15 protein-coding genes are annotated in these 13,649 nt (G+C 38.6%); all 15 read left to right on the forward strand.

Annotated features, from left to right (window positions below; all coding sequences use genetic code 11):
• The first annotated feature begins 296 nt into the window (after window positions 1-296).
• The 15 genes from KHA95_RS16955 to aroB all read left to right on the forward strand — a co-directional run bounded on the left by KHA95_RS16955 (window position 297) and on the right by aroB (window position 13,637).
• The gene (locus tag KHA95_RS16955; RefSeq protein ID WP_213138745.1) at window positions 297-893 is read left to right on the forward strand and encodes a YphA family membrane protein; all 597 of its coding nucleotides are present in this window, start codon (window positions 297-299) and stop codon (window positions 891-893) included.
• A 341-nt stretch (window positions 894-1,234) separates the two neighbouring features.
• Window positions 1,235-2,545: a ribosome biogenesis GTPase Der gene (gene der / locus KHA95_RS16960; protein ID WP_213138746.1), complete on the forward strand. Its 1,311-nt coding sequence runs from the start codon at window positions 1,235-1,237 to the stop codon at window positions 2,543-2,545.
• A 262-nt stretch (window positions 2,546-2,807) separates the two neighbouring features.
• Entirely contained in the window at window positions 2,808-3,860 is a 1,053-nt protein-coding gene (locus tag KHA95_RS16965; protein ID WP_213138747.1) for an NAD(P)H-dependent glycerol-3-phosphate dehydrogenase, read from the forward strand.
• Window positions 3,861-4,273: 413 nt separating this feature from the next.
• Complete coding sequence (locus tag KHA95_RS16970) at window positions 4,274-4,474, forward strand: DUF2768 domain-containing protein (RefSeq protein ID WP_213138748.1); 201 nt, start codon at window positions 4,274-4,276, stop codon at window positions 4,472-4,474.
• A gap of 46 nt (window positions 4,475-4,520) precedes the next feature.
• Window positions 4,521-5,231, forward strand: coding sequence for a hypothetical protein (locus KHA95_RS16975; RefSeq protein WP_213138749.1), 711 nt, complete (start codon window positions 4,521-4,523; stop codon window positions 5,229-5,231).
• A gap of 138 nt (window positions 5,232-5,369) precedes the next feature.
• Complete coding sequence (gene spoIVA, locus KHA95_RS16980) at window positions 5,370-6,848, forward strand: stage IV sporulation protein A (RefSeq protein ID WP_213138750.1); 1,479 nt, start codon at window positions 5,370-5,372, stop codon at window positions 6,846-6,848.
• 265 nt (window positions 6,849-7,113) lie between these two features.
• A complete protein-coding gene (locus KHA95_RS16985; protein WP_213138751.1) occupies window positions 7,114-7,386 on the forward strand; it encodes an HU family DNA-binding protein in 273 nt (90 codons plus the stop codon).
• A 117-nt stretch (window positions 7,387-7,503) separates the two neighbouring features.
• Complete coding sequence (folE, locus tag KHA95_RS16990; protein WP_213138752.1) at window positions 7,504-8,070, forward strand: GTP cyclohydrolase I FolE; 567 nt, start codon at window positions 7,504-7,506, stop codon at window positions 8,068-8,070.
• Between the two features lie 18 nt (window positions 8,071-8,088).
• On the forward strand, window positions 8,089-8,322 hold the full coding sequence (gene mtrB, locus KHA95_RS16995) for a trp RNA-binding attenuation protein MtrB (protein WP_213138753.1): 234 nt from the start codon (window positions 8,089-8,091) through the stop codon (window positions 8,320-8,322).
• 93 nt (window positions 8,323-8,415) lie between these two features.
• Window positions 8,416-9,222: a heptaprenyl diphosphate synthase component 1 gene (locus KHA95_RS17000; RefSeq protein WP_213138754.1), complete on the forward strand. Its 807-nt coding sequence runs from the start codon at window positions 8,416-8,418 to the stop codon at window positions 9,220-9,222.
• 3 nt (window positions 9,223-9,225) lie between these two features.
• Window positions 9,226-9,930, forward strand: a complete 705-nt coding sequence (locus KHA95_RS17005) for a demethylmenaquinone methyltransferase (RefSeq protein WP_213138755.1) — start codon at window positions 9,226-9,228, stop codon at window positions 9,928-9,930.
• A gap of 18 nt (window positions 9,931-9,948) precedes the next feature.
• A complete protein-coding gene (hepT, locus tag KHA95_RS17010) occupies window positions 9,949-10,911 on the forward strand; it encodes a heptaprenyl diphosphate synthase component II (protein ID WP_213138756.1) in 963 nt (320 codons plus the stop codon).
• Between the two features lie 185 nt (window positions 10,912-11,096).
• A complete protein-coding gene (gene ndk, locus KHA95_RS17015) occupies window positions 11,097-11,543 on the forward strand; it encodes a nucleoside-diphosphate kinase (protein WP_213138757.1) in 447 nt (148 codons plus the stop codon).
• Between the two features lie 220 nt (window positions 11,544-11,763).
• Window positions 11,764-12,540, forward strand: coding sequence for a CheR family methyltransferase (locus KHA95_RS17020; RefSeq protein WP_213138758.1), 777 nt, complete (start codon window positions 11,764-11,766; stop codon window positions 12,538-12,540).
• Between the two features lie 14 nt (window positions 12,541-12,554).
• Window positions 12,555-13,637 carry a 3-dehydroquinate synthase gene (aroB, locus tag KHA95_RS17025; RefSeq protein ID WP_213138759.1) on the forward strand — a complete coding sequence of 361 codons (1,083 nt, stop codon included), beginning with the start codon at window positions 12,555-12,557 and terminating at the stop codon, window positions 13,635-13,637.
• Window positions 13,638-13,649: the final 12 nt, after the last annotated feature.

The raw sequence follows: 13,649 nt of genomic DNA on the forward strand, positions 1-13,649 counted from the left end.
CCGTAGGCTTTAGCTTAAAATAGCAGGGAATTGGAGCTCGCCCTGATTTGGATGGGAATACGGGATTTTGCTCACTATTTATAAAAGGCGGGCGGCTTCCGCTAATTCAAGTTACTTAACCACCCAGTGATTAGTTTTATGGCACATCTTGTTCTCCCTAACGCCATTAGGAAAAGGAATCTTGAAAACGCTCGCTTGCTATTCATCGCTATGGTGTTGCTCCTAATCTTAAAACGAAAAATGATAATGGTTAAAACTTCTACCTTTTTCCAATACTGGAAAGGTGGAGGTGTAATATGGACGGTATTTTTTATTTGTTTTTTTTATGGAGCATATGGATTATCGCTACTTTTTTGTTAGAGAAACAACAATTTTATCGATTGCCAATGGCAGCTGGCGCACTTTTATTATTGATTTTATTTCCGGTTCATCTTTCACTCAAGTTCATGTTAATGAGTGGATCGACAATCATTATCTTGTTCATCGGCTATTATTTTCTATCAAAACTACCTTGGAAGCAAAAACTATATGTTAGTGGGGCAATTCTGTCTTTATCAATCGGTTATTCCGGTTTTCGTTTATTTGAAATATATGATCCGATTTGGGTGTTCATTGATCGAAAAAGTTTTTTTTGCTTTTTCTTATTTTTCTTTGCCTATTTTATGTATCCATCGTCATTATCATTGCGCCTACTCTTTATTTGCCTTGGTGTGCTACACGGGGAAATCTTCTTTGCCATTCTTCTTTCCCATTGGGGAATGGTCCATATGGTCGGAGCGAAGGAATGTTTAGATATTTTAGCGATTACTTGCTCGTTATTACTTATCTTCCAAGCGATTGTTCATCTCGTTTCGTTTTCGACACAAATCAATCGTAAAAAATTGCAACAATGATCGAGAAATACGACTTAAATTGCCATTTTCAAAAAAACTATGATAACATAAATTGAACATTTGAATGTCGTCTTGGAAATTACAACATATTGGCTTGTAGATAATCTTTCAATTTTAATAATCTACGGCTAGCTCAGACGCCTAGCTACTAGTAAACTTCACGATATCTCCTATGAAAAGATCGGCTTGCCTTGTAGGCTCCTCCGTGTTTCCTTTAAGGATCATCGATTAAGTTTCTGTGGCAATGTCGGCGGGCACTGTTTGCACGTCGTTAAATGGGTGTTTCCGCTTTTGTTCAACATATGGTAAAAAGACTAATTTAATTAAAGCGAGTGATGGTATTGGCTAGACCAACTGTGGCGATTGTAGGTCGCCCTAATGTAGGAAAATCAACGATATTTAATCGAATTGTTGGAGAACGAATTTCAATCGTCGAGGATACCCCTGGTGTAACAAGGGATCGTATTTACAGCACGGCAGATTGGCTTACGCATGAATTTAACTTGATTGATACTGGTGGAATTGAGATCGGTGATGCACCATTTCTTGAAGAAATACGTTTGCAAGCGGAAATTGCGATTGAAGAAGCAGATGTGATTATTTTTATTGCAAACAGCCGTGAAGGTGTGACATCGGCGGATGAAGAAGTGGCAAAAATTCTTTATCGTTCAAAAAAGCCAGTCGTTTTAGCGGTCAACAAAGTGGATAACCCGGAAATGCGTTCGGAAATATATGATTTTTACGCACTTGGCTTTGGGGAGCCTTTTCCGATCTCTGGTTCCCACGGACTTGGTCTAGGTGATGTACTAGATGAAGTCGTCAAGCATTTCCCAGCAGTGAAAGAAGAAGAGATTGATGATGATACGATTAAATTTTGCTTAATTGGACGCCCAAATGTCGGGAAATCGTCGATTGTAAACGCATTGCTTGGCGAAGATCGTGTGATCGTCAGTAATATCGCGGGAACAACAAGAGATGCGATTGATACGAGCTACGCATACGACGGACAAGAATACGTCATTATCGATACAGCAGGAATGCGCAAACGCGGAAAAGTATACGAAAGTACAGAAAAGTATAGTGTTCTTCGCGCGCTTAAAGCGATTGAGCGCTCAGACGTCGTTCTATTCGTCATTAATGGCGAGGAAGGAATACGCGAGCAAGATAAACGAATTGCTGGGTATGCACATGAAGCAGGGCGTGCAATCGTGATCGTCGTCAATAAATGGGATGCTGTTGAAAAAGATGAGAAAACGATGATGAAATTTGAGGAGAAAATTAGAGAACATTTTCTATTTCTTGATTACGCTCCGATTGTATTTATTTCAGCAAAAACGAAGCAACGGTTAACCAACTTATTGCCTGCGATTCAAACGGCGAGTGAGAATCATTCGATGCGTGTCCAATCGAGTGTATTGAATGAAGTGATACTAGATGCGGTCGCAATGAATCCGGCTCCATCTGATAAAGGAAGAAGATTGAAGATTTATTACGCAACACAAGTAAGTGTTAAACCACCAACTTTTGTTGTATTTGTAAACGACCCGGAAATTATGCATTTTTCTTATGAGCGTTTTTTACAAAATCGAATTCGTGAAGCATTTGGTTTTGAAGGAACACCAATTAAAATTATTACCCGTCAACGCAAATAATAATAAAAACGCAAGGGGACGCTTTGCGACGTATTTACTTTTGGGATTCTAACAGGAGCAATGGAACATCGCCTAACGTTTGTAGGAGAAGTTCGCCACGGCCTATTTGCAACGCCCTTATGATTTGTATCCCGCGAGCCTTCCGTGGCAATGCCGATGTGAGTTATGCGTTAGCGTCCGAGGCTGGATAAGGATAACTTTAACAAAATTAAAAATGAGAAGATGATCCTTTCAAAAGAAACAAAAATAAGTAGGTGGGCATATGAATAAAAAAGAAAAGCTTGCAGTTCTCGGTGCAGGGAGCTGGGGAACAGCACTTGCAATTGTACTTGCCGATAATGGTCATGACGTACATCTATGGCTAAGAAGTGAAGAACAGCAAAAGGAGATTAATGAGCGTCATACGAATGAAAAATATTTGCCAGGCATTCAATTGCCTGAGCAAATTCAAGCTCATACATCGTTGGAAGAAGTATTAGAAAATGTAGAAACGGCAATCGTAGCTGTTCCGACAAAGGCAATTAGGGAATTAATGCGGAATATTGTTTTATTTCAACAGCAGCCACTTACGTTTATTCATGTGAGTAAAGGAATTGAGCCAGACACATTATTGCGAATTTCTGAGATGATTGAGCAAGAAGTTCCAGAAAATGTTTTAAAAGATGTTGTAGTTCTTTCAGGACCAAGCCATGCAGAGGAAGTGAGCCTGCATCATCCGACAACTGTAGTCGTCTCATCGAAAAATTTGAAAGCAGCTGAATATGCACAAGATTTATTTATGAATCAACATTTCCGTGTATACACAAACCCGGATATCGTTGGAGTCGAAATTGGTGGCGCATTAAAAAACATTATTGCGCTTGCTGCTGGAATTTCTGATGGATTAGGTTTCGGTGATAATGCAAAAGCTGCTTTAATAACGAGAGGGCTTGCGGAAATTTCTCGTCTTGGTACAAAAATGGGGGCTAATCCGTTAACGTTTTCTGGTTTAGCGGGAATTGGTGATTTAATTGTTACGTGTACGAGTGTCCACTCACGAAATTGGAGGGCGGGAAATCTGCTTGGAAAAGGCCATGATCTCGATGAGGTGCTCGAAAACATGGGAATGGTCGTAGAAGGAGTAAGGACGACGAAAGCTGCTTATCAGTTAGCGGAAAAATACAATTCTAGCATGCCAATTACGGAAATGCTTCATTATGTTTTGTTTAGTGACGTTAACGCAAAAGAAGCAGTCACGCAGCTAATGGCACGCTTAAAAACAAATGAAATGGAAGACCTCATTGATATTTTAAGCGAACAGCTTGATCAACAGTAAGAGGATGGGCGAAACGTAATGCGTATCTGATTTTTCTGCATATAATGCGGTGTAACAATTGCTTAAACAGCCGGTTTGGGTATTTTTGTTTTGGGGAAGCAAAGGAATATTTCTTTGCTTCCTGCTTTTTGTCGGTTAAGAAATGTATTCATTTTAATACAAAAGGTTAGTATATAGGCTAAGTACGTAGTCAGACTAAGGAATGTCGGCGCAGTTTGCATGCAGATCAAACGCTTTCAATTATTTGGAAATGAAATAGCAGAAATTTAGAAATCGGTCTTGTGCCGATTTCTTTCCCGTTAAGCTAAAATGATACAATGTCCACGAATTCGTAAGTATTTTTCTCAAATTACTTTCTGCACCGTGTTATAATAGCTTTTGTTTAGATGACTTATTACGATGGAGGAATGAAGATGTCACTGTCTATGCAAAAAATGTGGATATCGATCATCGCGATGATTCTTTTTGCGCTGGCGATGTTTGCGATTTACATAAGTCGCTTTAAAATGAAGAAAGGGATATTGAAGTTTTTCATGTCGCTTATAGCTTGGCTTTGTTTAATCATCGGTTTTCTTCTTTCACTTATTATCGTATTGCCAGGGCCAACAAGTTAATCAATTAAATATGCGGCAATGGGTAAATAGAAAGGAAGAAAAATCGATGAAAGCAATATTACTAAAATCGTCAATCGTATTCATTGTATGTATTCTATTATCAGGATGTATGTATCCGCAAGAAAGAAAGGTTGAAAATCAAATTCCATATGAGGAACAAATTCAATCTGTTCAACAAGCGGTAAATAAATTTCAAGAGGCAAATGGTGGATTATTACCAATCAAAACTCGGGATATGGAAACACCGATATACATAAAATATCCGATTGAATTTAAAAAAATTGCCCCACAGTACATATCAGGCCCTCCAGGAAATTCATTTGAAAATGGCGGGATTTTTCAGTATGTTCTAATCGATGTGGAAACAAATCCGACAGTAAAGGTCGTTGACTTGCGAATAGCAGAAAAAATAAGAGAGATTAAATCAAGAATTAAATCTCAAGGTTATCCACCTTTTAAAGAGACGATAGCAGATAATGTGTTTATGCTCGATTATGAAAAATTAGGCTATAAAACAGATCCGTATATCGTTTCGCCTTACACGAATCATCATTTGCCGTTTATCATTACTGGTAATGGAGAAGTATATGTTGATTATATAAGTGATCTATACCTCACTTTACAGGGAAGTGAACAAATGTTTGCGCCTGGTGATGATATTCGCTCGATTTTATCGGATAAATCTGCTGTTGTTCCAGCGTATTCAGTTCCATACACCGTTGATGAAAAGAATGAACCAGTTTACATGGCGAAATAAGCATAATCCTTCTTCAGCACAATATAATGTGGAAGAAGGATTTTTTATTTACTTTCAAACTACGAATATCAAAATCGGACAACGTCAAAAATGATGGATGATGTTTGTCCTTTGAACCCAATGATAGGAGGGAACCTCTTGGAAAAGGTGGATATTTTTAAAGATATTGCTGAAAGAACGGGTGGAGATATTTATTTAGGAGTAGTAGGTGCAGTTAGAACAGGTAAATCCACATTCATAAAAAAATTTATGGAATTGGTTGTTTTGCCGAATATTAAAAATGAGTCTGATAGAGTTCGAGCACAAGATGAGCTTCCACAAAGTGCTGCTGGTAAAACAATCATGACTACTGAACCGAAATTTGTACCAAATCAAGCTGTTTCTGTGCATGTCGACGAAGGGCTAGAAGTGAATGTGCGACTTGTTGATTGTGTTGGCTATACTGTGCCGGGAGCGAAGGGGTATGAAGATGAAAACGGTCCACGAATGATTAATACACCATGGTATGAGGAGCCGATCTCTTTTCACGAAGCGGCCGAAATTGGCACAAGAAAAGTCATTCAAGAACATTCCGTCCTTGGAGTCGTCGTTACAACAGATGGCACAATCGGTGATATTCCCCGCCATGATTATATAGAAGCGGAAGAACGTGTCATTGAAGAATTAAAAGAGGTTGGAAAACCTTTTATTATGGTCGTCAACTCCTCTCGACCACATAGCCCAGAAACGGAAGTATTAAGAGGACAACTTGAAGAAAAATATGATATACCAGTCATCGCCATGTCAGTAGAAAATATGCGCGAAGCAGACGTGTTAAACGTTCTCCGTGAAGCTCTTTATGAATTCCCGGTATTAGAAGTGAATGTGAACTTACCGAGCTGGGTAATGGTCTTAAACAATAACCATTGGCTGCGCTCAAGCTATCAAAATGCAGTAAAAGAAACGGTGAAGGACATTAAGAGGCTGCGCGATGTCGATCGGGTTGTGCAACAATTTTATGAATATGAATTTATTGAAAATGCAGGTCTTGCAGGTGTAGATATGGGGCAAGGGGTTGCAGAAATTGATTTGATTGCTCCAGATCATTTATATGATGACGTATTAAAAGAAATTGTTGGTGTAGAAGTTAGAGGGAAGGATCATCTCCTTGAATTAATGCAAGATTTTGCGAATGCAAAACGTGAATACGATCAAATTTCGGATGCGCTTGCGATGGTACGTCAAACGGGGTATGGTATCGCTGCTCCATCATTGGCGGATATGAGTCTTGATGAGCCGGAAATTATCCGTCAAGGTTCACGCTTTGGCGTCCGTTTAAAAGCTGTTGCCCCATCGATTCATATGCTTAAAGTAGATGTTGAATCTGAATTTGCTCCGATTATTGGTACAGAAAAACAAAGTGAAGAGCTCGTTAGATATTTAATGCAAGATTTCGAAGACGATCCACTATCGATTTGGAATTCCGATATTTTTGGTAGAAGCTTAAGCTCATTAGTAAGGGAAGGAATTCAGGGTAAAATTGCCATGATGCCAGAAAATGCAAGATATAAATTGAAAGAAACGCTTGAAAGAATCATTAACGAAGGATCTGGCGGTTTAATTGCGATTATTTTATGACAATTAACACCTTGAAAATTTCAATAAAATGTCAAGAAAAAGTGCTGAATGGAGGAATTCAGCACTTTTTCCATTTAATATGACTTTTATTCTTGCTTACATGTTTTGATTATGTTAATCTTTTAAACAGAATTGCTGTTAAATCGTTGATATATATGCAGTTCAGACGATTTCTTGCATAGGAAATGTTTAGAAATCCATTTAATTGTTCACTAATGTAATAGTAGTACAATGAATACTCTCTTTTTGGGAGGAGGTGAATGGAATGAATAAAACTGAACTTATTAATTCTGTTGCCGAAGCAACTGAACTATCTAAAAAAGATGCTACTAAAGCGGTTGATGCTGTTTTCCAATCAATTCAGGACGCATTATCAAGCGGTGATAAAGTATCACTAATCGGTTTTGGTAACTTCGAGGTTCGTGAGCGTGCTGCTCGTAAAGGTCGTAACCCACAAACAGGTGAAGAGATTGATATCGCAGCAAGCAAAGTACCTGCATTCAAACCAGGTAAAGCTCTTAAAGATGCTGTAAAATAATACATACATCTTTAAGATGACGTAAAAAGGAACTGCCAATCGGTAGTTCCTTTTTATTTATATTCAAACCTATGCTAATATTGGAGTATTGGAATTGTTATTTTAGGAGGATTACATATGGCAAAGTTTAATCGCCCGCAGATTGAAGAAGCAGTACGAATGCTGATCGAGGGTTTTGGAGAAGATCCAAATAGAGAGGGATTAGTAGATACCCCGAAGCGTGTGGCAAAGATGTATGAAGAAGTATTCGCAGGACTAGGAAAAAATCCAGAAGAATACTTTGAAACAATATTTGGTGAAGAGCATGAAGAATTGGTGCTCGTCAAAGATATTCCGTTTTATTCAATGTGTGAGCACCATCTTGTTCCGTTCTTCGGTGTTGCCCATGTTGCTTATATTCCTCGAAACGGTAAAGTTACTGGATTAAGTAAGCTCGCACGGGCGGTTGAAACGGTTGCAGCACGACCACAGCTTCAAGAACGAATTACGAGCACGGTAGCGAACGTCATGATGGAGAAGCTTGAACCATATGGTGTCATGGTCGTTTTAGAAGCAGAGCATATGTGTATGACGATGAGGGGCATTAAAAAGCCAGGAGCGAAGACCGTAACATCCGCAGTACGAGGAATTTTTACAACGGACAGTCAAGCACGCGCTGAAGTTTTGTCATTAATAAAAGAATAGAGGACGGAGTGAGTAAAGATGAACCAAGCTGGAAACGGGCATTCCGAATTTATTATTATTAAAGCTTTGGAAGACGGGGTTAATGTCATTGGCTTAACGAGAGGATCGGATACGAAATTTCATCACTCTGAAAAATTAGACAAAGGTGAAGTGATGATTGCTCAATTCACCGAGCATACGTCCGCAATGAAGGTTCGAGGAAATGCAATCATTACAACTTCGTTTGGGGAAGTTGAAAGCGAAGGAAAATGAAGTTACAATGCTTAAGAGCTAATTACAACGCAAGTGAGCATTGTATGTTATAATGATCAGTAAAATTAGGGAATAGAAATGAGGACTCCGGCGATGACTGTACTCGATCATGAGCAGCAAATTCAATTAATTAAAGAAATGATAGCTGAGAAAAGCTATAACAGTTATTTTCGGAAAATTATTGGCTCCCCACAAGTAGATGAGGACCGCATCTTGATGATGTCGATCGCTCTTCAAGACGTAAACATACCGGATTCAGAACGGTTAACATGTATTACTTCTGCTATGCTTGTGCAACTTGCTTTGGATACACATGAAAAGATCGCAACTCGCCAGCTTTTATTGAAGGAGCGCCAGATTACTGTACTCGCCGGCGATTATTATAGCGGCCTGTATTACCGCTTATTAGCAGAACACAATCATACGGAACTCATCAAAGCGTTAGCCGTAGCGATTAAAACTATTAATGAACATAAGATCCTTATTCGTGAGAAAAATAAACATTCCTTAGAGCAAATCATTAGCAGCTTTAAAGAAGTAGAAATTTCAGTTGTTGAACAACTTTTTCTTCATTTTCACTCCACGAAATATATAGGACTGTTTAATGAGTTTCTCTTTGTGAAAAAGCTGCACGCAGAAATGGAGCAGTTTCACAATGGAAAAACTTCGAGCTTTTTTCAAATGTTGATCCAACATCTTTTTCCCGAAAATGCAACAGCACTGACAAAAGAGGATACAAAAAAAGTAAATGATATAAGCCTTCAAATTTTAAGTGAATCAATAAATAATATGAATGAATATCTCGCGAGCTTTTCTGAATTGCCTCCTATTTTTCAAACGCGTATCGATGAGGTCATTAGGGGGATCAAAATAACGAGCTTATGCGTAGAGAAAGGTTGACTTATGCAATCAAAAGAAGAACGTGTACATAATGTGTTTGAAAAAATTTACGATCAATACGATAAAATGAATTCGATCATTAGTTTTAACCAACATATCAAATGGCGAAATACGACAATGAAAAAAATGAACGTTCAAAAAGGCGATCACGCGCTTGATCTTTGTTGCGGAACCGGGGATTGGACGATTGCATTAGCAAACAGTACCGGTACAGAAGGAAAAGTGATCGGTCTTGATTTTAGTGAAAATATGCTAAAGATTGCTAAACAAAAAGTAGAGCAACAACAATTGGAACAGGTTGAACTCGTTCATGGCAACGCAATGAGTCTTCCATTTGATGATCATACGTTCGATTATGTAACAATCGGGTTTGGACTTCGTAATGTGCCTGATTATAAGCAAGTGTTAAAGGAAATGCACCGTGTATTAAAACCAGGTGGAATGGCTGTTTGTTTAGAAACATCGCAGCCAACATTACCGGTTTATCGCCAGCTTTATTACACTTATTTTCGCTATGTTATGCCTTTGTTTGGCAAGGTCTTTGCTAAAAGCTATAAAGAATATTCTTGGTTACAAGAATCAGCACGCGATTTTCCGGGGATGGAAGAGCTAGCTCAGGATTTCTGGAAAGCAGGGTTTATCGATGTAATCTATAAGCCTTTTAGCGGCGGTGCGGCAGCAACTCATATTGGTGTGAAACAGAAATAACGTCCGGGTGGATATGAAATGAAACGATCATTGCTTAATTCAAATTTTAAAACAGATTTTACTCTTATTGAACGCGAGCTTGAGCTTGCTATTTATTCAGAGACGGAGCTGCTTCAAACGACCGCCAGCCAATTATTAAAAGCAGGCGGCAAAAGAATTCGTCCTGTCTTCGTGCTGCTTGCTGCTAAGTTTGGTACATACGACATTCATGAAATCAAAAATGTTGCCGTTGCGCTTGAGCTCATCCATATGGCTTCACTCGTCCACGATGATGTGATCGATGAGGCACGCTTAAGAAGAGGAGTACCAACGATTAATCATCAGTGGAACGACGAAATTGCGATGTATACAGGCGATTATATTTTAGCAAGTTCACTAGAATATATGACAAAGCTGAAAAACCCGATCGCTCACAAAATCCTTGCTGATGCGATTATCGAAGTATGTATCGGAGAAGTTGAGCAAATTAAAGATAAGTATCGATTTGATCAAACGGTTAGGGATTATTTTAGAAGAATTAAAAGGAAAACGGCACTGTTAATTGCTGTTAGCTGTAAATTAGGAGCGGTTGCGGCGGATACGGATGAATATACGTATAAAAAGTTATATAAGTTCGGCTATTATATTGGCATGTCTTTTCAAATTACTGACGATATTCTCGATTTTACTGGAACGGAGAAACAATTAGGTAAGCCTGCTGGAGAGGATTTACGTCAAGGGAATATTACATTACCAGCCTTGTTTGCGATGAGGGATGCGAACTTAAAGTCCGTTATTTCGACAGTGCATGAAAATATAGAAAAGGCAGAGATGAATCGAATTATTAAGCTTATTAAAGATTCGGGAGCAATAGAACAATCGTTAGCTATAAGTAATCGATATTTAGAGAAAGCAAAACAAATATTAGACGAATTACCTGCCAATCGAGCCAAAAGGACATTGAATGAAATTGCTAATTTTATCGGCAAACGATCCTATTGATCTGCCCATTTAGTGATGTAATCAGATGTTGGCAACAGGAGAAGCTACACAACACGCTGAAGCGAGAGAAAGTCGCTGGAGCTTCTTATATTTGAAAAAGCTTAATTGCCATACAATTAAAACAATGGTATTATTTGCTTGGAATGCATCGGTGCAGACCTACATAATATCAGAGGTGATCTTAGATGGAAAAGACATTTTTAATGGTAAAACCAGATGGGGTACAAAGAGGGTTAGTCGGAGAGATCGTTTCACGCTTTGAAAAAAAGGGGTATCAGCTTGTCGGTGCAAAACTTATACAAATGTCAAAGGATTTAGCAGAGAAACATTATGCTGAACATAAGGAGCGTCCTTTTTTTGGTGAGTTAGTCGATTTCATCACATCAGGCCCGGTGTTTGCAATGGTATGGCAAGGCGAAAATGTAGTAGCTGTTGCACGGAATATGATGGGGGTAACCAATCCGAAAGATGCGAGTCCAGGAACGATTCGGGGTGACTTTGGGTTAATCGTCGGGAAAAACGTGATTCATGGTTCTGACTCCCGAGAAAGTGCAGATCGAGAAATTGGATTGTTTTTTAAGGATGAAGAATTGGTCGAGTATTCAAAGCTCATCAATACATGGCTGTATTAAGCTTTTCCCGCTTGCAATTTTGCAAGCGGTTTTTTTAAAAGGAATTTCTTACAGTTTTTATTTTAAAGCTCTTATTTCAATTTATATAGATTCACATTAATTAGCAAACAGTCAGTGGCTGTCTACACTGGCATACTTATTATTCTATATTAAATCCTAATAAAAGTAGCTGGTTTCATGTATAATTGATGAAGGAAAAGTGTGATAGGAGATTTGGGGAATGGATGTAGATTATGAAAAATTTATTAGCCAAGTAAAGCAGAAAACGAGCATCGATTTATCTTTATATAAAGAAAATCAAATGAAAAGAAGATTGAAGTCTCTCTATGAAAAAAAAGGCTACACTTCATTTGCTGAATTTTTTGCTAGCATGACAAAAGATGAACAATTATTTAATGAATTTCTTGATCGGATGACGATCAATGTGACAGAGTTTTACCGCAATAAAGCCCGATGGGACGTATTGGAGAAGAAAATTTTGCCACGTTTATATGAAAACAATAAACAGTTAAAAGTATGGAGTGCTGCTTCCTCAACAGGTGAAGAGCCCTATACATTGGCGATGATCTTAACAAAGTTCTGCCCAGTCCAACAAATTTCAATATTGGCAACGGATATTGATGAGCAAGCACTTGCCACGGCTAAAACGGGTATTTATTCGGAGCGATCACTTACTGAAGTGCCACAAGATATGAAAAAGCAGTATTTTCAAAAAAAAGGAAATGTATATGCTTTTACCAACGAGTTGAAACGAACCGTTACATACAAGAAAATGAATTTACTATCTGATCCTTTTGATTCTTCTTTTGATTTAATTGTTTGTAGAAACGTACTAATCTATTTTACGGAGGAAGCGAAAGATCGCCTTTATAAGAAGTTCTCTGCCGCTTTAAAAATAGGTGGTGTTTTATTTGTCGGCAGTACAGAGCAAATCTTTAATCCAAGTCAATACGGCTTTGAAGTAGAAGATACATTCTTTTATAAAAAAGTAAAATGAGAGAGGGATAAACGATGAAGGTAATGATCAACACGGCATCCAAAACATATCCGGTTTATATTGAACAAGGAGCGATTCGCTTTATTCGTGAAACTTTGCATCAAAAGCAATACACGAAATTATTTGTTATTACGGATACGGTTGTTGAGAGTTTGTATCTTGAAAGATTAAAAGCACAATTACCAGAAGAGATTGAAACGGTCGCTTATACGGTTCCCGCTGGCGAAAAAGCAAAGCAGTTTTCCGTTTATGAAGCATGTTTAAACTTTGCATTACAAGAAGGGCTTGATCGTAAGTCATGCATTATCGCATTCGGCGGGGGAGCCGTCGGGGATCTTGCCGGCTTTGTTGCGGCTACATTTATGCGGGGAATTGACTTTATTCAAGTGCCAACGACCATCTTGGCTCATGATAGTGCAGTCGGAGGCAAAACAGCGATCAATGTAACACTTGGCAAAAATATGGTCGGGGCTTTTCATCAACCTGAGGCGGTCATTTATGATATTGATTTTTTACAAAGCCTTCCAGACTCTGAACTAAGATCCGGCATGGCAGAAGTCATTAAACATGCGTTAATCGCTGATGAAGAGTTATTGCACTTTTTAATGAATGAGATTTCCGATATTAAAAATATTAGCGCGGAGACATATGCGTACATCTTAAAAAGGGGAATTGAAATCAAAGCAGGCATCGTTTCTGAGGACGAGCGTGAAACGGGAGTTCGGGCTTACTTGAACTTTGGTCATACGCTTGGTCACGCGATTGAAGCAACGGCAGGCTATGGTGTATATACGCATGGAGAGGCTGTAATGATCGGAATGGTCTATGCATTACATATTAGTAAAAGCATGCTTGGATTGGATCTCCCACTCTCTTCCTTCGTCGCGTGGATCCGCAGTCTTGGCTATCAAGTGAATTTGCCTGAAACGCTTGATTTTGAGACGGCTTTTCAAACAATGCAGCGCGATAAGAAATCAATCGGCAGTGAGCCATATTTCGTACTTTTAGAAAAAATAGGACAGCCTCTATTGCGAAAAGTGGAAAAGCATGAACTTGAAAAAATATTCACAGAACAAATGGAGAACGCAAAAATCTAATCGATTACGAAA

This window comes from Bacillus sp. FJAT-50079, from assembly GCF_018343515.1.
Lineage (GTDB): Bacteria > Bacillota > Bacilli > Bacillales > Bacillaceae_C > Lederbergia.